General features: G+C 53.4%; 13 protein-coding genes. 8 read left to right on the forward strand and 5 right to left on the reverse strand.

The window, feature by feature from the left end; translation table 11 throughout:
* Window positions 1–66 precede the first annotated feature (66 nt).
* Genes IPK01_01715 through IPK01_01730 form a run of 4 tightly spaced genes read left to right on the forward strand, consistent with a single transcriptional unit; the run spans window position 67 to window position 4,314 of the window.
* On the forward strand, window positions 67–759 hold the full coding sequence (locus IPK01_01715; protein ID MBK7932216.1) for a lysoplasmalogenase: 693 nt from the start codon (window positions 67–69) through the stop codon (window positions 757–759).
* Window positions 760–814: 55 nt separating this feature from the next.
* On the forward strand, window positions 815–3,148 hold the full coding sequence (locus IPK01_01720) for a GH92 family glycosyl hydrolase (protein MBK7932217.1): 2,334 nt from the start codon (window positions 815–817) through the stop codon (window positions 3,146–3,148).
* A 24-nt stretch (window positions 3,149–3,172) separates the two neighbouring features.
* Complete coding sequence (locus IPK01_01725; GenBank protein ID MBK7932218.1) at window positions 3,173–3,844, forward strand: hypothetical protein; 672 nt, start codon at window positions 3,173–3,175, stop codon at window positions 3,842–3,844.
* 44 nt (window positions 3,845–3,888) lie between these two features.
* Entirely contained in the window at window positions 3,889–4,314 is a 426-nt protein-coding gene (locus IPK01_01730; GenBank protein ID MBK7932219.1) for an OsmC family protein, read from the forward strand.
* Window positions 4,315–4,396: 82 nt separating this feature from the next.
* On the opposite strand, the gene IPK01_01735 is transcribed toward IPK01_01730, so the two are convergent.
* The 4 genes from IPK01_01735 to IPK01_01750 form a co-directional block, all read right to left on the reverse strand.
* On the reverse strand, window positions 4,397–5,218 hold the full coding sequence (locus IPK01_01735) for a type II restriction endonuclease (GenBank protein ID MBK7932220.1): 822 nt from the start codon (window positions 5,216–5,218) through the stop codon (window positions 4,397–4,399).
* Between the two features lie 45 nt (window positions 5,219–5,263).
* The gene (locus IPK01_01740; GenBank protein MBK7932221.1) at window positions 5,264–8,233 is read right to left on the reverse strand and encodes a diguanylate cyclase; all 2,970 of its coding nucleotides are present in this window, start codon (window positions 8,231–8,233) and stop codon (window positions 5,264–5,266) included.
* Between the two features lie 150 nt (window positions 8,234–8,383).
* Window positions 8,384–10,711 (reverse strand): SpoIID/LytB domain-containing protein, encoded by a 2,328-nt coding sequence (locus tag IPK01_01745; GenBank protein MBK7932222.1) that lies wholly within the window; start codon window positions 10,709–10,711, stop codon window positions 8,384–8,386.
* A 35-nt stretch (window positions 10,712–10,746) separates the two neighbouring features.
* Window positions 10,747–13,164, reverse strand: coding sequence for a hypothetical protein (locus IPK01_01750; protein ID MBK7932223.1), 2,418 nt, complete (start codon window positions 13,162–13,164; stop codon window positions 10,747–10,749).
* An 88-nt stretch (window positions 13,165–13,252) separates the two neighbouring features.
* Between IPK01_01750 and IPK01_01755 the strand changes: the two genes are divergently transcribed.
* Complete coding sequence (locus tag IPK01_01755) at window positions 13,253–14,062, forward strand: 1-acyl-sn-glycerol-3-phosphate acyltransferase (protein MBK7932224.1); 810 nt, start codon at window positions 13,253–13,255, stop codon at window positions 14,060–14,062.
* A gap of 32 nt (window positions 14,063–14,094) precedes the next feature.
* Here IPK01_01755 and IPK01_01760 read toward each other — a convergent pair whose 3' ends face one another.
* Window positions 14,095–14,907 carry a hypothetical protein gene (locus IPK01_01760; protein ID MBK7932225.1) on the reverse strand — a complete coding sequence of 271 codons (813 nt, stop codon included), beginning with the start codon at window positions 14,905–14,907 and terminating at the stop codon, window positions 14,095–14,097.
* 112 nt (window positions 14,908–15,019) lie between these two features.
* Between IPK01_01760 and nth the strand changes: the two genes are divergently transcribed.
* The 3 genes from nth to IPK01_01775 are packed head-to-tail and all read left to right on the forward strand — an operon-like array spanning window position 15,020 to window position 18,133.
* Window positions 15,020–15,661 (forward strand): endonuclease III, encoded by a 642-nt coding sequence (nth, locus tag IPK01_01765; GenBank protein MBK7932226.1) that lies wholly within the window; start codon window positions 15,020–15,022, stop codon window positions 15,659–15,661.
* A 25-nt stretch (window positions 15,662–15,686) separates the two neighbouring features.
* The gene (gene mqnE, locus IPK01_01770; protein ID MBK7932227.1) at window positions 15,687–16,793 is read left to right on the forward strand and encodes an aminofutalosine synthase MqnE; all 1,107 of its coding nucleotides are present in this window, start codon (window positions 15,687–15,689) and stop codon (window positions 16,791–16,793) included.
* Between the two features lie 2 nt (window positions 16,794–16,795).
* Window positions 16,796–18,133, forward strand: coding sequence for a tetratricopeptide repeat protein (locus IPK01_01775; protein ID MBK7932228.1), 1,338 nt, complete (start codon window positions 16,796–16,798; stop codon window positions 18,131–18,133).
* Window positions 18,134–18,166: the final 33 nt, after the last annotated feature.

Below are 18,166 nucleotides of genomic sequence, written 5' to 3' on the forward strand. Positions count from 1 at the left end.
GAACTAAATATAATATCATTGGCTTCACCTTTGTGTTTCCGATCGCTCTGGGAACACAGCTCGAAAATGATCGGTAACAACCTCAACATCTTTCTCGGTGCTTTTTGTATATTGGGTGCCCTCACGTGCGTTTTTGCCGAATGGCGGAGACATCAGGTACTTAGAATTGCCTCAAAGATAGCGGCGAGCTCTGCATTTGTTACGATCGCAGCGGTCAACGGTGCGTTCGAGTCGAACTACGGACGCCTGATACTGATAGCGCTTATCCTGAGCTGGGCCGGCGACATAATGCTCCTTTCATTGCAAAGTTCGATGCTGCTCGGCGGGATCGGCGCCTTCTTTCTCGCTCACCTAGCATTTGGGGCGGCGTTTGTATTGCTGCCGATCGACGGTTTACGGTTAGTGATCGGGCTGCTATTTATGACGGTAGTTGCTGCCATCCTGCTCAGTTGGTTGTGGCCGCATCTTGAGTCGTTTTACAGATTTGCTGTGCCTGCATATCTCGCGGCGATCGTTATGATGACATCTCTTGCGATCGGGGCAAGTTCCGGCGACAGTACGTGGCTGCCGGCAATTGGAGCAAAGTCGGGCGATAGTTTTTGGCTGCCTGCAATCGGAGCTGTCACTTTTGCCGCATCTGACATTTCGGTTGCCCGCGATCGATTCGTCGAGCGAGGCATCGTCAACAAAGCGTGGGGGCTGCCTCTCTATTATGCCGCTCAGATCATGCTTGCGATTTCCGTGCTCTCGCATGGATAATGCTGTATCGTTATTTCGATCGAACCCTAGTTCTCGTTGTTCCGGAGCATTGCAAATGAAAGCATTTTCGCTTGTCGTAATCACCACTTTTTTGTATCTTGTCGTTCCGGCGCAGCGTGCGAACGACTATTTCCAATATGTCAATCCACTGATCGGCACGCAGAAGATGGGGCACACATATCCCGGAGCGACGGTGCCGTTTGGGTCGGTACAATTGTCGCCTGATACCGACCAGCAGCCGCATAATGTCGGCGGGAAATACAACAAAGACACATACAAATACTGTGCGGGCTATCAATACGACGACCGTGAGATCGTCGGATTTTCGCACACGCATTTTAGCGGAACGGGACACTCGGACCTCGGTGATTTTCTTGTGATGCCAACCGACGGGCCGCTGCAATTAGAACCCGGAACCAAAGGCGATCCGGAGAGCGGCTTTCGATCGGCGTTCTCGCACGCCAACGAGACAGCCGAGGCCGGCTATTACAAGGTGCTGCTCGAGGACGACAACATCCTCGCCGAAATGACCGCGACGACGCGTGTCGGGATGCATCAATACACATTCCCAAACGCGTCCGACGATGCTCACATCATCCTCGATATGATGCACGGGATCTATGATTACGCGGACAAGAATGTGTGGACGTTTGCCCGCGTCGAGAACGATCACACCATCGTCGGCTATCGTCAGACCAACGGCTGGGCACGGACGCGAACCGTTTATTTCGCGATGGAGTTTTCGAAACCGTTCAAATCATACGGATTCAAAGAGTTTGACAAGCAGGACTACAAAGGATTTTGGCGCAAATTCGACCAAACGAAAAACTTTCCTGAAATGGCCGGCAAGCAATTGCGTGCCCATTTCGATTTTGACGCGAAAGCGGGCGAGAAGATACAGGTCAAATTTGCGATCTCGCCAGTTTCGACGGAAGGTGCGGTCGAGAATATGAAGGTCGAGGTCCCGCATTGGGATTTCGTGCGAACAAAACGCGAGGCTCAGGCCGCTTGGAACAAGGAACTCTCAAAGGTCGAAGTGACAACACTCGATCGCGGCGAGATGGTGAATTTCTATACGGCTCTGTATCATGCTTTGCTTTCGCCGACTGTTTATATGGACGCGGACGGGCAGTACAAAGGACTCGACCAAAACATTCATCAGGCACAGGTTCGATCATCGGCGAGGGCGAAACGATCGAACCTCCAAGCAGATTTTACCAACTACACGACGTTTTCGCTTTGGGATACCTATCGCGCGTTGCATCCGCTGCTCAATATCATCCAGCCGGCCCGCAATCGCGACATGGTCCGGTCGATGCAGGCTCATTATGATCAGAGCGTGCACAAAATGCTGCCTGTTTGGTCGCATTATGCAAACGAGAATTGGTGCATGATCGGCTATCACAGCGTTTCGGTCGTCGCCGATGCGATCGTAACCGGCAATCTGACCGGCGTCGAGGCGAACAAAGCATTGGATGCGTCCGTGCAGACCGCCAAGACAAAATACTACGATGGCCTCGAATACTACATGAAGCTCGGATATGTGCCTGAAGACAAAAACTCTTCGTCAGTTTCGAAAACGCTCGAATACGCGTACGACGATTGGGCGATCGCTCAGGCGGCGAAAAAGCTCGGCAAGACCGTGATCTACAACGAATTCATCAAACGCAGCGAGAATTGGCGCAATGTCTATGACAGATCGAGCGGCTTTATGCGGCCGCGGCTGAGTGATGGCAAGTTTCGCGAGAAATTTGACGTGCTTTCGACACACGATCAGGGATTTATCGAGGGAAATGCTTGGAATTACAGCCTTTATGTGCCGCACGATCCAGCGTCGATGATCGATATGCGCGGCGGCAAGCAGAAGTTCACCGAACATCTCGACGAGCTTTTCACGATGCACCTGCCTGACGAGTTCTTCGCCGACACCGAAGACATCACCCGCGAAGGCATCATCGGCAACTATGTCCACGGCAACGAACCCGCTCATCACGCCGCCTATCTTTACAAATGGACCGACGCCCCTTGGAAGACTCAGGAACGCGTCCGGATGATCCTCAAACACCAGTATAAGCCCCAACCCGACGGCCTCGGCGGCAACGACGACTGTGGGCAAATGTCGGCGTGGTATCTGTTCTCGGCGCTCGGATTTTATCCCGTCGCTCCCGGCTCGGGACAATATTCGCTCGGAAGTCCGGTAGTTAAAACTGCGGTCATCAGTCTGGAAAACGGAAAGAAACTAACTATCGTCGCCCGCAATCAATCTGACAAAAATGTCTACGTCAAGAGCGTCACACTGAACGGCAAACCGATAGACCGTCGCTACATCACCTACAATGAGATCGCCGCCGGCGGGATATTGGTGTTCCAAATGGAGGATAAGCATTGAATATGAAAATTTAGATCTAGAATTTTGCTGTTGATCTGTGTCGCAATTGCTTTTGAGACGACCTCGTTATCAGCTCAGGATCCTGAGCCAAGGCCGACGCCGCGAAACGTAGTCATTATCGGAAAACCTGTGCCGCCGAAAGAGACCATCGAAAAGATAGAGCTGTCGGAATTGGTTTTTCCGAATTCCCAGATAGGAAATACCAAATTTGTTAACGGCGAACTTTTTATGGGTTCGAAACGAAAAGGATACTACTATGTACTCGCGGCGCCCGAGGGATACATCACAATTGGAGGAAAGGCTCGTGTTACTCTTCGAAATCTTCAGGCCGCACGCTCATCGCTTGGCTACGGCATCGTATTTCACAGCGACATAACGCCGCTGCAGCAAGGCTATGCCTTTGTGATCAATACGGTCACCCAAAAATATCGGGTCGTTCATCACATTCCCGGTGACGAGAAGACCTTGGTTCCGTGGAAGGTATCCCCGTTCATCAAAACAGGAAAGGCACAGAATACTCTTGAGATCAGGGACAAGGGACCTGTCACTGAACTGTACATCAATGACAATCTAGTCGATTCGGTGAAGAATACATTCGCGTTCAAGAACGGTGTTGTGGGCCTCTATTCCGGCGATGCGGTGACGATCGCCTTTTCGGATCTTACTGTTACGATCGTTGATCCAACAAAGCCGTAGTCGTGGTAGACTCAGTAAAACCAATCGAATTCAAGGAGAGAACTATGTTAAGAAAAGCATCGGCAGAGTGGAATGGCAGCATCAAGGAAGGCGGCGGGACAATCTCGACGGAGAGCGGTGTGTTGAAAGATACGCAGTATTCGTTCAGCACGAGGTTTGAGGACGGTATCGGGACAAATCCTGAGGAGCTGATCGCGGCGGCTCATGCAGGCTGTTTCTCGATGGCATTGTCAGGGCAATTAGGTGCGGCCGGATTGACTGCTGACAGCATAAATACGACTGCGGCCGTGCGTCTCGAGAAACTCGATTCGGGATTTGCGATCACTAAGATCCATCTTGAAGTAACAGCCAAGATCCCAGGTGCCGACAACGACGCATTTCAGACGGCGGCGGCAAATGCCAAGGCCGGCTGTCCGATCTCAAAGCTCTTTAACGCAGAGATAACAATGGACGCCAAGCTAGAAAGCTAGAAATCGTACAAACGCAACAGAACAAGAGCCAGGATCATCGCGAGCACGAAACACGCTCCGGTGATCTGGCTTTTTGAAAATCTCATTTTCCCTCGAACAGCAACGCCGGATTTATTTTGAACTGCAGCATTTTCGCCGATTCACGGCCGCCGTCGCCGCCTTTGCGTTGGACGGTAATGCGGCCGATCTTGAGGTTGCCGTTGCGTGTGAGCTCGACCTTGCCGTCTCCAAAGAACTTAGTAACATAGTCGTCGCGTCTGAGTACCCAACGCGGCGTTGCCGACGATTTCAGGGCAACCATCATCCAGCCGGCGGAATGAATACCTTCGCCGGAGAAAAGATCCGAAACGATCATTTCTTTGTTGGCGGTGAAAAAATCGGTCACGGCCTTTTGCGTCGCCGCATCGAGTTCATTGAGATACATCCGCTTAGGGTCTTTCGATGGACGATCCGGCGGCGTCTCGCCGACGAATAATTTGAGAGCTGCTTCAACATCTGCCGGGATCCTCCACATCTTTACGTAGTGCGAGAGCCAGCGTTTGTCGATCTGATTGAACCCTTGCGGACTGCTGACAAGTTTTATTGAGATTCCCTCTCGCTTTTCGCCCGCTTTGGTTTTTATCAGGACCTCGACATCTGCCTTTTCGCCATGCGGTTTGGTCGCCGTCACCGATTCGATCTCGGCAAGCTTGTAATTCATCGCTCCGAGCCAGATCTTTGCCTCGTCGTCTGTTTTCCAGTTATTGAACTTGTCGCGGATCTCGTCTTCGTTCTTGAATCCGTTCTTAGCGGTGTTGGATCCAAGCTCGACCTTGTCAGCTTGCGTTTTTTGCGCGAGTGCCGGCAAACCCGCAGCCAATGCCGCGCAAAGCAGAACAAGATATAACAGACGTCGGGACCACATTAAATGCGATTATACGACGGAAATCTTCGGCGCAATAGCGGCGGTTCAATCGATCAAGAAATGATCTTGCGAGAGCACGTCCGCATTCAACGGGCCGTGAGTCATGTGGTCGTGGAAAAAGATACAGTTTCTGCCATTTGCTTTGGCTTTATAAAGTGCTCGGTCGGCATTACGGACGAGGTCGATCTCGGACATGTCCAGATCCGGAAATGCAGTCGCGATGCCGATGCTGACCGTAAGGAACGGACTCGTGTCCGATCCGTTGTGAACGATCTTCATCTGCCGTACATTCTCGGCGACCTGTTCGGCGATCAGCCTGGCTCCGGCAGAACTGGTGCCGCCCAACACCAAGGCAAACTCTTCGCCGCCGAACCTCGCAACGAGGTCGGTCGGCCGCTTGATCGTTTCGGCAAATGCCTCGGCTACCTTTTGCAGGCAATCGTCGCCTGCCTGGTGGCCGTAAAGGTCATTGAACCGTTTGAAATGGTCAATATCGATCATGATCAGCGAGATCTCGGTCTTGAATCGAACCGCTCGATGCCACTCATCCGCCAGGAAAGTTTCAAACCGGCGGCGGTTGCCGATCTTGGTCAGCCCGTCCGAATTTGCGAGAGCGTGCAGATTCTCATTCGCCTCAGCAAGTTCGCGCGTTCGCTCGGCGACGAGACGCGTCAGCCGCTTTTCTCGCTGTTCCAATTGATGGACGCTAACTTTCCAGATGATGAGCAATACGATCGAAAACCCGAGAATGCACAGCATCACAAAGAACCACGTTTGGTAAAAGAACGGTTTGAGCTCGATTTTGACGGTGGCTCCGGCGTCGTTCCAGACGCCATCGCTATTGGCAGCCTTGACCCGAAAGGTGTAGCTGCCCGGCGGCAGATATGAATAATAAGCCGTTCGGCGTGTCCCCGCATCGATCCACTCCTCATCGTGTCCTTCCAGCTTGTACTGGAACTTGATCTGACTGGACTTTATCAAGCTGATCCCGGTGTATTGTATCTCGAGATCCTTAAGGCCGAGCTCGATCGATGCACCATCTTTAAGATCGATCTTTTGGTGGTCAGCAACGATATTTTCGATTACGACGGTCGGCGGATGCGGATTGCTCGTCTCGGCTTTCGGGTCGACGATCGCAACGCCATCCTGCGTCGGAAACCAGAATCGGCCTTTCTCGTCTACGAGGCTTGCCGGCTGGCGGCCGCCGTTGCATTCGGTCGATAGCATACCGTCCTCTTTTCCGTAGCCAATGCTGTTGATCTTGCCGATCCGCCCATCGGCAAGGTCGTTCAGCTCGCGGCGGCTGACACGATAGATGCCGCGGTTCGAACTTATCCAAAAATTGTTCGCCTCGTCTTCGCGAATGGCAAATACGCCGCTGTTGTAAAGCCCGTTGTGCTCACCGTAATTAAAGAAGCTGCCGTCCTTGAAACGGCTCATTCCCTGATCATAGGTGCCGATCCACAACGTGCCGTCGTTATCCTCGTAAATGGTTCGAACGTAGTTGCCGGCAAGCCCTTCCTTTGTCGAATAATTGATGAACTTGCCGTTCTCATAGCGGCTTAGTCCGCCGTAGCAACCGAACCACAGATTCCCTTTCGAATCCTGAAAGACGGTCGTCATGCTTTCGTTAGGCAGGCCGTTGTCCGTCGAGAACTTTTCTACAAGCTTTTCATCTACGTATCGGAAAAGTCCGCGTGTCGTTGCCACCCAGACATTTCCCTCTCGATCGTTCTGGATCGCCATAAAATACGCGTCGCCCTGGAGTTTGGTCGCCACGCCGTTTTCGACAAGAAAAAGGCCGCCGCTCAATCCGACCCACAATTTTCCGTTTGGCGCTTCCCAGAGTGACTGGACAAATGCACGACCACTCGGCCATTGCGAGTTCTTGTCCGCCCCTGCCGCCGATCGCAAGGTCTGCGCTTCGAACTTTCCGTCCCGGTAGGTCGTCAGACCGTTTACCGAACCGATCCAGATGGTTCCGTCTTTTGCCCGGAGCATCGGATAGATCTCGTGATGATCGATCCCGTCTGCTTTTGAATATCCCTGTATGATCTGCCTGCGTCGACGTGCCAACCCGCGGTCGGTCGCGAGCCAAGGCGTTCCTTCTCGATCGACGAACGCATTACTGATCATCGTACTCGTCAGGCCATGTTCGGCTCCCCAGATCGTTACCGTTTCGTCCCTGACCTGAACGAGCCCGATACTGATCGCGGAATTGCCGCCGCTTGCGAACCAAACGCTTCCGTCATTTTCTTCCCAAAATGAGTGATAATAGGACGCGGATGTAAGGCCATCGCCGTCGCTAAACACGCGCAACTTTCCGTCTTTGATGCGATATACACGCTGTTCGCTGAGCCATAGTGCTCCGGTGCTGTCCTCGAATGCGTTGATGTGAGCAGTTAGGGTCTTGAGATCAAGCGGAACAAAACTCTCGCGGCCGTCTCGGCTCTCGGTCACGCCGTTTTGATTCACCGTCCAGACCGTCCCCAATTTACCCTGTATCACACGGCCGCTATTTGCCGCCTCTAGCTTTCCGAGATATTCGAACTTCCCATCGACCAGCCGGTACCAGGATCGCCCTTTGCGGTCGTCGTCTTCGCTAAGGAATTTTACGTTCCCGTCGCTGTCCTTTTCGAACCAATCGACATAGCGGCCCGGAACCATGTCCGAATCGTAAGACGTGAATTCGCCATTGCGAAAGACCGACAGAACACCATCGTCCATGGTCGTGGCGTAGATCGTGCCGTCATCATCGACAAACATACCCGTGAATCGATTATTAATGATCCCTTTGGTGTTGCTCTTGTTGAATGTCGTAAATTTAACACCGTCAAAACGAACCAGCCCGTCGAACGTCGTAAACCACAGATACCCTTCCGGCGTCTGAGCAACCTGCCGTACACCGTTCTGCGGCAAGCCGTTGTCCGTCGTCCACGTATCAAAACGATACTGTCCGACAGCCATACTCGCGGCAAGGCAAATTAGCAGGCAAAGTCCTATTAGGAGTTTCATTGGCGGGCGAAGATCAAAGAGACGGATCGATTGCTACGAAGGTGAAAGGAAATCGAGCGGCTGCGTTATAGAAACGCTCTTAATATTAAACAATGATTAACGCAGATAGTCAATCATTATCTTATAGAAATTAAAGGGAATTTGCCGACCTTAATACGCTTTCGTCAGGTCAACACCTGAATAATAGTGTTTGATGATCTCGTCGTATTGGACGCCCATTTTGGCGAGGCCGAAGGCTCCGTATTGGCACATGCCGACGCCGTGTCCCCAACCGCGGCCGGTGAATGTATAGCCGGCGACTGTGCTGCCTGAATATCGCTTGTTCATAACGAAGAGCTGTTCCGGTAAACGCAAAGCCGAGCGGATCCTTCCGCCTTTGAGCGTTTTTGTGCCGTTCGAACCGATGATCTCCAGCTCGATCGGTCGGCGCGAATAGCCGACCTTTTTCACGTTGACATCGTAGAGTGTGCCGATGCCCCGAACATATCGCGACAGTCGCGACTGAACCTCGCCTGCCGACGCAGATTTATTCCAAAAAACGAACGGAGACATATTCTCGGCGGTCGTCGGAGTAATGCTTGGTTTGATCTCGAGGTATTTTACAAGCCCAAGGGCGTCCAGCTGATATTTGACCTCTTCGCCGCCGACGAGCGCTGTCTCACGCACAGGATACATCTCAGACCCGAACTCGCGAAACAGGAAAACGTCGGGGCGGATCGCAAACGGCTTTTCACCTTTTCCGGACCTTAGAACGAGTTTGCCGTCGGCGGCCGGTTTGGTCGTACCGATCATCATCTCGGGCATCCACTTTTTCTTGGTATAGATCTGGCGTATAAGCCGCAGCATTTTCGCCCGGGTAAACGGCCGGTTCGGCTTTAACGTTAGGTCGGGATGGATCGAAAAATAACCATCACGGAGCAATATCGCCATGTCGGCCCGGCGTTCTCGGGGGATCTCGGCGGCATCGTCAAATGCGAGCTGATATGCGATGTCCGATTCGCTCATCATCGTATCCGTATAGCCCGGCGAGTAAATAAAGCCCGCCAGGACACGTGCCAGTTCGAATGGCTTGGCCGTTTCACGACTTACATTTGGATACGGCCTGCCGAATTTACCGGCGAGGTTGTTGAGCCAATTGGACATTTCACTCTCGGTCGGCACGTCCTCAAACCATTCGTCGGTCATCTGTCCGGTCGAAAGCTGAAAACCATTTGATGCAAACAACGACATCAGGCGAACGAGTTCGAGATTGCCCTCGTCGCGGAGTTTTGCCGGCATGCGTGAGGTTTTGATCAGGAACGGCTCAAAATGCCGCCGCCCCTCGAGCGAGCATTCGACGCCGACAAGATAAGGCTCGGCGTGATCGAAGATATTCTCGCTGCTCTCCGTTCGTCCGCCGCAGGTCGATGTATAGTAGGCCATGATCGGTTTGCCGTTATACGTCGCTACCATTCCGCGTGTCTGCTGGACGGCCATTGTTCCCATTCGGTTCTCGATCGAAACGCCTTTGTAGACCTGCGATGAGACTGTCGGGACCATATCAAACCCCTGCTTGCCGAATGTGCCGATATTTGCGACTGCGTATGTTCGTGCAGCGACGGCCTGTGCCTTTTGCGCTTCGAGCTGCGGTAATCCAAGTTCTGCCGGGACAACGCCGAGCAGATAATCCTCGAGCGGAACGACGTTGACGACCGTTAGCGAGCCGCGGGCGTTCACAAAAACTTCGATCTTGCCGCGATATGCCTTGCCGTTCAGCCGCACGGGATTGGCTCGTTCGTTCAGTGAGCCGAAAGCGACCGATTTGAGCGATGAATATTTCGCCATTTCGCTCGGGCCATTGACGATCACTTCGCGAAGATTCGGGTCGACATAACCAGTAGCTGTTGGGTTCGATGATCCTGTTTTTTGGGTCAGGCTCCGCACCTCGGACGGCCCGCCCGACCTTAACTGCTGCGTCAAAGCGATCGCATCCTGCGAAACAACGGCCTTCTTCTCAGTTACCGTCACCGCATCGTCAAAGCCCTTTTCGGCTAATCTCGCCTTCAATTCGTCGGCCTCGATGATCGAATCTTTGATCGAACCGACCCACACTTTCCATGTATTTGTCGCGGTGTCGATACTCGCAAACGCCGTCTCGCCGGTCGCATCGCGGATCTCTCTGGCAAGCGTTGCCGCTTCGTTCTGCGTCGGCAGATCCTGAAATTCGATGCGGTAATTCTCGATCTCCGGCGCCCGATAGGCTCTCGCCGAAACCGTCACCTTATTCGTCGCCAGCAGCTTGATCTGTTCATCCGGGCTCACCGAAACGAGCGACGAATCCGTCGTCGTGATTGACACCGACCCCGCGTTGGTCGACAGGCCGATACGGATCAGCGGTTCAGCCGGAAGACGGTAATATTCGGGCTCGGTCTCTGCGAATGTTTGCGGAACTGTAAGGATAAATGCGGAAAGTATGAAGATAAAACGACGTATTTTCATTTTTCAATAATAACAGAAATGATGATGTTCGCCGATCATTTTTCGAGAGCGTTGAAGATGAATGGGAAGGTCGCCCAGCTTTGGCCGCGATGCTGCGGTCGGAATCCAAACAATATGATCTTGCCTTTGCCGTAGTTGGTTTCGACGAGGGCGGCTTTGCCGCTCAGGAATTTTTCGCCGAGCATCCAGCCGGAGAGAAGAGCGTCTTTAGCGGCGTAGCGGGCGATCACCTTTACCCGTGCATCGGCGGCGATGTCGAATGCCGAACTCGAATTAAAATATGCCGGCGTCATCTTTTTCAGCCCTTTTGCGAGATCCTGGCGCGTGTCGACATCGAGAGCGACGATCGAGCCGGGGTTGTAAAAGTCGCTGCGTTTGAGGCCCGCAAGAACGTTGCGGATCGGCAGGCCGAACCGCTTGATCACCATCTCGCACGAATCGTCAAAACAGATCAGCTTGCCGCCGTTTGCGACGTATTTTTTGAGATTCTCGACGCCCTCTTCGCCGATACCGCCGGCAAATTCGGCCGGATATCTGTCGGCACTAAGGCCTTTGACGATCGTATTTTCGCTGTCGGCAGGCAATACCACGGCGTCACAATCGATTCCGGGACCCGGCGTGACGTTGCGTTCGCAAACGAAATTTCCTGAGCGCAAATCAGTATCCGACAACCTACGGTAGCCAATGCGGAATGTATCGAAAACAAGCCTCGTCCAGCCCTCGTCCATTGAACTGGTAGACCCTCGGTAAAGTGCGATCTTTGGAACTGATCGAAGCGGATATTTGGCGCCTTTGAAAGGCGTAGCGGACTGATCAATGCCCAAGTGTGCCCTTACGAAATTGGCAGTTTCTACACGCTTGAGCGTTGCTTTGTCCTTTTCAAGATCGCGGATGTCCCACGCGGCGTCCGTCTCGACGCCCATCTGCAGCGGCAGCGTCCAACCGGCGACATCATACGGCGGTTCGGCGTCGCCATTCGGCAGCAGACGATGCGGATATACCTGTCGCTCAAACAGGCTGAGGATGTTGTTCTTTTGCGGCTGATTTACAAATACGACATAGCCGCCGAGCGGCATTTCGTGGAATTCGGCCTTTGGCTCCATTTTGACCCACAGTTCCTGGGTCATCTGATGGACCTCGACGCCCTGCGCCATCAGGATCTCGATAAAGCGGGCGACAGCCTCGTGATTGGGCTGGCCGGCACCGACAATGAATGCCTGCGGCTCGTCCGCCTGTTTTACCAAATTGGCCTTGCCGTATTCGTAGAAATTGCGCAGATATCGCGGACGGAACTTCGCCGCGAGCGACAATAAGCTCCGCGACGCCGTCATCTCGATATTCGCGATATCAGCAGGCCGCCACAGCCCGCCTTCCCACGCGTCGGGATAATTGGTCGCCGTCTCAAGCAAATTGGGGAGCCCGCGGGTATTTCGGCTGCGAGCCAGATCTTCTTTTTTGATCGTCACCGGCGACATCAGTCCCGCACTTGCGGCCTCGGACAGGATACCGATCGAATTGTGAAAATACGGCGCTGACCGGAAACCGCCGTGCCACCACGTATCGTATGCCGAATTTGTCGCCACGCCCGCCACACCTTTCGCCTGCAGATCAGCCGCCATTTTATATCCGACGAGACCGACTTCCCGGAGAATAGACGGCGAAATGCGCGGATTCGGCGGATCAAAGAACGGAGGTATCGTGAACCGCGATGAGTTTTGGCCCTGCTGATGAACGTCATAGACAAACTGCGGAAACCACTCGCGCCAATACAGTTTTGTTATCGCCTGCGTCTCGACGAGGTTGAGCATGAACCAGTCGCGGTTGTTATCGTGTCCTGCGTAATGATGATAAAGCTTGGGCGGCGATGTACCTTCGCTCTTGGTCCCGAGCGTCTTGCGATACCAATTGGCGACGATGTCGATACCGTCAGGGTTCGACGAAGGAATGAGGAGCAGTATCGTGTTGTCGAGGATCTCTTTGGTCTCAACGTCCGTTCCGGTCGCGAGTTCGTATGCGAGGTTCATCGACATCTGCGAGGCAACGATCTCGGTCGAGTGGATCGAACACGAGATCGACACGATCGTCTTGCCGTTTTTGACGAGATCGGCAAGTTCGGCGTCGCTCGAAACGGTTCGCGGATCGGCAAGTTTTGCAGAGATCTGACGGTATTTTTCCAGATCCTTGATGTTCTTCGCCGACGAGATGAACGCCACGATCAGCGGCTTGCCGTTCGTCGACTTGCCGATCTCCTTGACGGTGACATTCTTGCTCGCCTTGTCGAGCTTCGCAAAATAATCCGTGATCTGTCCCCAATCGGCGATCGTCTTGTCGTCGGTCGGATTGAACCCGAGCACTGACCGCGGCGACGGCACCTGAGCCGCGATCGCAATTCCGCTAATGAGCAATAAACCGCAGATACGCAGAGACGCATAAAAAACAAATGAGATTTTCATAAGATTTGATTTTCTAATCCGAAGTAAATTGCTCATAATCTTAGTGTTCCGGACTCTGCGACTCCGCGTCTTAGCGGCCAAATTATCTATGGCAGAATCAGCCAGCCACGAAAACATAAAACTGACCTTTCCTGTCAAAGAGCATAACAAATCGCGCCTTAGCGGAAAAATTAGGTATTGGTGGAGCTGGCTGGTCGCCGGATCGATGATCTTGCTGATAGCGATGCCGGCAATGATCTTTTTGTCATTGATAGACCGCAGAATGTGGCTTTTCCCACTGTGCAAATGGGGTGCTCGCACTTGGCTGAGAACCTGCGGGGCAACGGTGACTGTTAAAGGCGTCGAAAATGTCGACCCGAACCGTTCATACGTTTTCGCGTCAAATCACCGATCCTATCTCGATACTGCGACGCTGTTCTTTTATGCCGGCCCGAAGATGGGTTTGGTTGCGAAGAAGGAACTGCTAAAGGTCCCGATCTTTGGCCAAGGAATGAGCTTTGTGAATATCATCGCAGTCGACCGTTCGAATCCGGAACGGGCTATTCGTTCGATGGAAAAGGCACGCCAGGTGATGGACGACGGCTATTCGTTCGGCGTGTTTGTCGAAGGTACGCGAGCTATGCCGGGCGAACTGCTGCCGTTCAAGAAAGGAGCCTTCCACCTCGCCTTTCAGACCGGTTCGCCGATCATTCCGGTCGCGATAAAGAATACCGATTGGATGATGGGCAAACGCACGGGCGTTGCGTACGCAGGCGAGATCGAAATGGTCCTGCTCCCTCCGATCGAGACCGCCGGCCTCGACCCTGACGCAGATCTTATGGATGTATTGCTGCAGACGCGAGAGGCGATCGCATCCGAACTGTCGAATGACTATGGGAGACAAGATACAAGAGACTAGCGATCTGAATTCTCTAGTCTCCTGTCTATGGTTTACGGTTTCGGGCTCGGAGTCGGCTGCGGTTTGGCCCGCGGATCGTCGTCGTCGAGGATAATGACATCGGTCTTTCCGATGGTGTAGTCCGAATAGCGGACGCGGACCTTCATCTTGACGACCTGTCCATTTGGAAAAACGAGCGTATCGTCCGAACTCGAATACGTCGGGAAATAAAATCTGTCGTCGACATTTTCGCGGATCGTCTCGATGATCGGAAACCGCTGTTTGCCCTCGGGCACGGCCTTTCCCTGTGTTTTGACGATCATCAGCCCTTCGTCATCGACCCAAACGCGGCCCTGGAAAAACTTAGCGACACCCTTTTTGGCATCCGGCATGACTTTTGGCCCGACATCAAAAACATACAGGTCGAGTTCGTCGATACGTTCTTTGCCGAGGTAATCGAATTTGTATTGATCGACAAGCCTCGGCTCGATCGCGAACGGATCGATGCCGCCTAGATTGTCGATATCTTCCTTGGAAACGCTTATCTCCTTGAGAGAGGACATCGGAAAGAACAGGATCTTTTCGAATCGGTCGCCGGCTTCGCTAAAGGTCAGATACGAATCGCGTTTGTAGGTGCCGGTGATCTGCCCGCCCATGCCGATCGTCTGTATCGTCGCAAATCGCTTGAATGCGTAAATGTTCAGAGCTCGACGAAACAGCCCTTCGTTGGTAGTGAATTTCTTGATTATCCGGTCGATCTCCGCCTGCGGCAGATCTTTTTTCACGATCCCGACCGGAACTTGGCCGAACGCCGCCCAAGACATACACAAAACCAGCAAACCAATGACCGCAGTTCTTTTCATCATTTCCCCATTATCCACAATTGCTAACCAATAGATGCAGGCCGCGTGAAAAAAGTTGACAACCATGACCAGCCTAGGTCGAAATCGGCGGCGCGGATTGTCGTATAATAACCGGATGATCGACGACAAAAAAGGCCGCGTCGCTGAGATCGCGAAGCGGCTTAAGAAACTCTATCCTGACGTCCATGTCGAACTTGATTACGGTACGCCGTTCGAGCTGATGATCGCGTCTATCCTCGCCGCACAGAATACTGATGTGAATGTCAACAAGATCACGCCCGAGCTGTTTCGTAAATACCGCGGGCCGGCGGATTATCTGGCCGTTCCGGTCGAGGAACTCGAAAAGGATATTTACGCGTCGGGATTTTTCCGGCAAAAAGCGAAGAGCATTCGGGCCGTGAGCCAAAAGCTGATCGAGGATTTCGGCGGAAAAGTGCCCGAAACAATGGAAGAACTGCTCACTTTGCCCGGCATTGGACGCAAGACCGCAAACGTCGTCCTTGGCGACGCGCTCGGCATCGCGGCCGGCATCGTCGTCGATACGCACAACATTCGCCTGTCGGGACTGCTTGGCATTTCAGAGCAGAAAACCGCGGACAAGATCGAGCGTGAACTTATAGAACTCGTCCCCAAAAAAGACTGGATCCAATTCGGCCAATGGATCACCTGGCACGGCCGCCGCGTTTGCAACGCCAAAAAACCAAAATGCACTGAATGTGTCCTCGCCGACATCTGTCCGTCGCGGAAAGACGAATAGAATCTGTTAGAATATCAAAAACATTATGCAGTTCTCATTTGATAAAAATTTAATAGACATCGCGTTCAAGGTCGAGGACGGCGAACGGCTGACGTTTGACGAAGGAATGGCTCTCTACAGCACGACCGACCTCAACGCTCTCGGCAAACTTGCGGACACCGTGCGGCGGAAAAAGCACGGCCTGACGACGTATTACAACGTCAACCGCCATTTCAACCATACGAATATCTGCGTCGCCGATTGCAAATTTTGCGGGTTTTATCGCCGTGCACGGCAGGACGACGCCTATACTCATTCGATCGAAGAAGGTATCGAGATCGCCCGCGAGGCGGTCAACGAAGGTGCCACCGAGCTGCACATCGTCGGCGGCCTGAACAGCAAGCTCCCCTTCGAGTACTACACCGATCTTTTCTCATCGCTCAAACGCGAGTTCCCAAAGCTTCATCTCAAGGCCCTGACGATGGTCGAGCTCGATTTCTTTGCGCGGTTTTACAAAATGTCGGACGAAGACGTGATCAACAAACTCCACGCGGCCGGAATGGATTCGTGCCCCGGCGGAGGAGCAGAGATCTTCGCCGAACCGACGCGCAGCAGGATCTGCGATCACAAATGCGACGCCGACCGCTGGCTCGAACTCGCCGGCAAGGTCCACGCCGCCGGCCTCAAGACCAACGCCACGATGCTCTATGGCCACATCGAGACCATCGAAGACCGAATCGACCACCTTGTCCGCCTCCGCGAGCAGCAGGACAAAACCGGCGGATTCCAATGCTTTATCCCGCTCGCATTCTACCCGCCGGGATCGGCCCTCGACACGCTTCCCGGCCCCGACGCGATCGACAATCTCAAGACCATCGCCGTCTCACGCCTGATGCTCGACAACTTCGACCACATCAAGGCCTACTGGGTCATGCTCGGCAAAGCCACCGCCCAGACCGCCCTCCACTTCGGCGCCAACGACCTCGACGGCACCATCACCGACGGCGGCGAACTAACCCACGCCTACTCGGTCGAGTCCGGCGGCGAAGTAAAAATGACCAAGCAAGAGATCATCGACATGATCGAACGAGCGGGCTTCGAAGCCGTGGAAAGAGACACCGTTTACAATCGAGTAGAGAAGGTTGGAGCGTAGATATGAGGCTTTTTAAGGTGAATGCAATCAGGCTGGTTGTTCTGTTTTCGGTTGTTTTATTTGTTGCTGGTTTAGTAACCGCGCAGAGCAAGCTCCAATGTGTAGTCGAGGTTGAGCGGGCAACGGCGGCGGCCGTAAAGTCTAAAGACTATTCGCAGGCTCTTGCGAAAGCGGAGGAATGCCTTCGCAAGAATCCTAAGTCTGTGGAAGCACTCACCATTCGTGCCGGTGTCTATGCGAGCAAAGGCGATTTTGATCTGGCGATCGCCGATGCGAACAAGGCCGTCGCGAGTTCGCCCCGCAGCGGTGACGTTTTTTACCGGCGCGGATTGATCTACGACAAAAAGGCGAGAAACACATATCTCAAGGATGAAGCAGCCGCCAAGACCATACGGAAAGAAGCGAGCGAGGCTGCCTTTACAGACTTTGATAAGGCCCTTGAGCTCGATCCCAAAAAAGGCGAGGCTCTGGTGGCGAAAACGACCTTGCGGCGATCTTTCATGGGCAGCGGTTACGCGTCGCTCAGGCCTGAATATGACCGTGCTATCGAGATCCTGTCGAAAAACGGAAATACCCGAGAGTTGGCTGAGGCCTATTACCAACGTGGCAACACCTATTCGCTCGAACAAATGAACGATCGGGCCATCGCTGACTTCACTTCTGCAATAAAGCTCAACCCCGAACATGTCGGAGCATACGCGCTTAGGGCGACCGTTCATGCATCACCATTCTTCAATCCAAGGCGCGATGTCGAAGCGGCCATCGCGGACTACACAAAGGTAATTACGCTCGAACCAAGCGCCTATACTTACACAAGTCGAGCCGGGCTCTTTGAAGAGAAAGGCGAGCGGGCAAAAGCTGTCGCCGATTACCGAGCGGCGCTCACGCTTGAACCCAATAACTACACCGCAAAGACAAAGCTTGCCAAGCTTGCCCCGGCCGCGGTGGCCACTCAACCGACAACACCTCGGTCCGAGCAGCCGACTGCAGAATCGTTCGCCGCCGAGGGCAGACGACAGCTTTCTCAAAAGGACTACGATGGCGCGATCAAGACCCTGAAAGAGTGCCTGCGGTTGAAAGCCGATGCCGCACCCTGTTACGCATTTCGTGGTTACGCTCACGGGATGAAAGGCGACATGAAGGCGTCGAACTCCGATCACCAGGCCGGGGTCAAACTCAACCCGACCGAGGCCGCTCTCTATTTCGTTCGCGGAATGATGTTCGTCGAGCTAGGCAAGAAGGTCGAGGCGATCGCCGAATTTCGCAAGGTACTAAAGCTCGACCCAAACAACAAGCAGGCACAAGCTCAACTCCAAGGCCTGGGAGTCAAGGCCAATTGATATTCGGCAAAGCCACCGTTACTCGGTCGAATC

Source organism: Acidobacteriota bacterium, from assembly GCA_016713675.1.
Classification (GTDB): domain Bacteria; phylum Acidobacteriota; class Blastocatellia; order Pyrinomonadales; family Pyrinomonadaceae; genus OLB17.

Excerpts from the sequence above, each read along its gene's own strand:
- IPK01_01715 (MBK7932216.1), top strand. The coding sequence starts at position 67 with ATGATCGGTAACAACCTCAACATCTTTCTCGGTGCTTTTTGTATATTG.
- IPK01_01720 (MBK7932217.1), top strand. The coding sequence starts at position 815 with ATGAAAGCATTTTCGCTTGTCGTAATCACCACTTTTTTGTATCTTGTC.
- IPK01_01730 (MBK7932219.1), top strand. The coding sequence starts at position 3,889 with ATGTTAAGAAAAGCATCGGCAGAGTGGAATGGCAGCATCAAGGAAGGC.
- IPK01_01735 (MBK7932220.1), bottom strand. The coding sequence starts at position 5,218 with ATGTGGTCCCGACGTCTGTTATATCTTGTTCTGCTTTGCGCGGCATTG.
- IPK01_01740 (MBK7932221.1), bottom strand. The coding sequence starts at position 8,233 with ATGAAACTCCTAATAGGACTTTGCCTGCTAATTTGCCTTGCCGCGAGT.
- IPK01_01745 (MBK7932222.1), bottom strand. The coding sequence starts at position 10,711 with ATGAAAATACGTCGTTTTATCTTCATACTTTCCGCATTTATCCTTACA.
- IPK01_01750 (MBK7932223.1), bottom strand. The coding sequence starts at position 13,164 with ATGAAAATCTCATTTGTTTTTTATGCGTCTCTGCGTATCTGCGGTTTA.
- IPK01_01755 (MBK7932224.1), top strand. The coding sequence starts at position 13,253 with ATGGCAGAATCAGCCAGCCACGAAAACATAAAACTGACCTTTCCTGTC.
- IPK01_01760 (MBK7932225.1), bottom strand. The coding sequence starts at position 14,907 with ATGATGAAAAGAACTGCGGTCATTGGTTTGCTGGTTTTGTGTATGTCT.
- nth (MBK7932226.1), top strand. The coding sequence starts at position 15,020 with ATGATCGACGACAAAAAAGGCCGCGTCGCTGAGATCGCGAAGCGGCTT.
- mqnE (MBK7932227.1), top strand. The coding sequence starts at position 15,687 with ATGCAGTTCTCATTTGATAAAAATTTAATAGACATCGCGTTCAAGGTC.
- IPK01_01775 (MBK7932228.1), top strand. The coding sequence starts at position 16,796 with ATGAGGCTTTTTAAGGTGAATGCAATCAGGCTGGTTGTTCTGTTTTCG.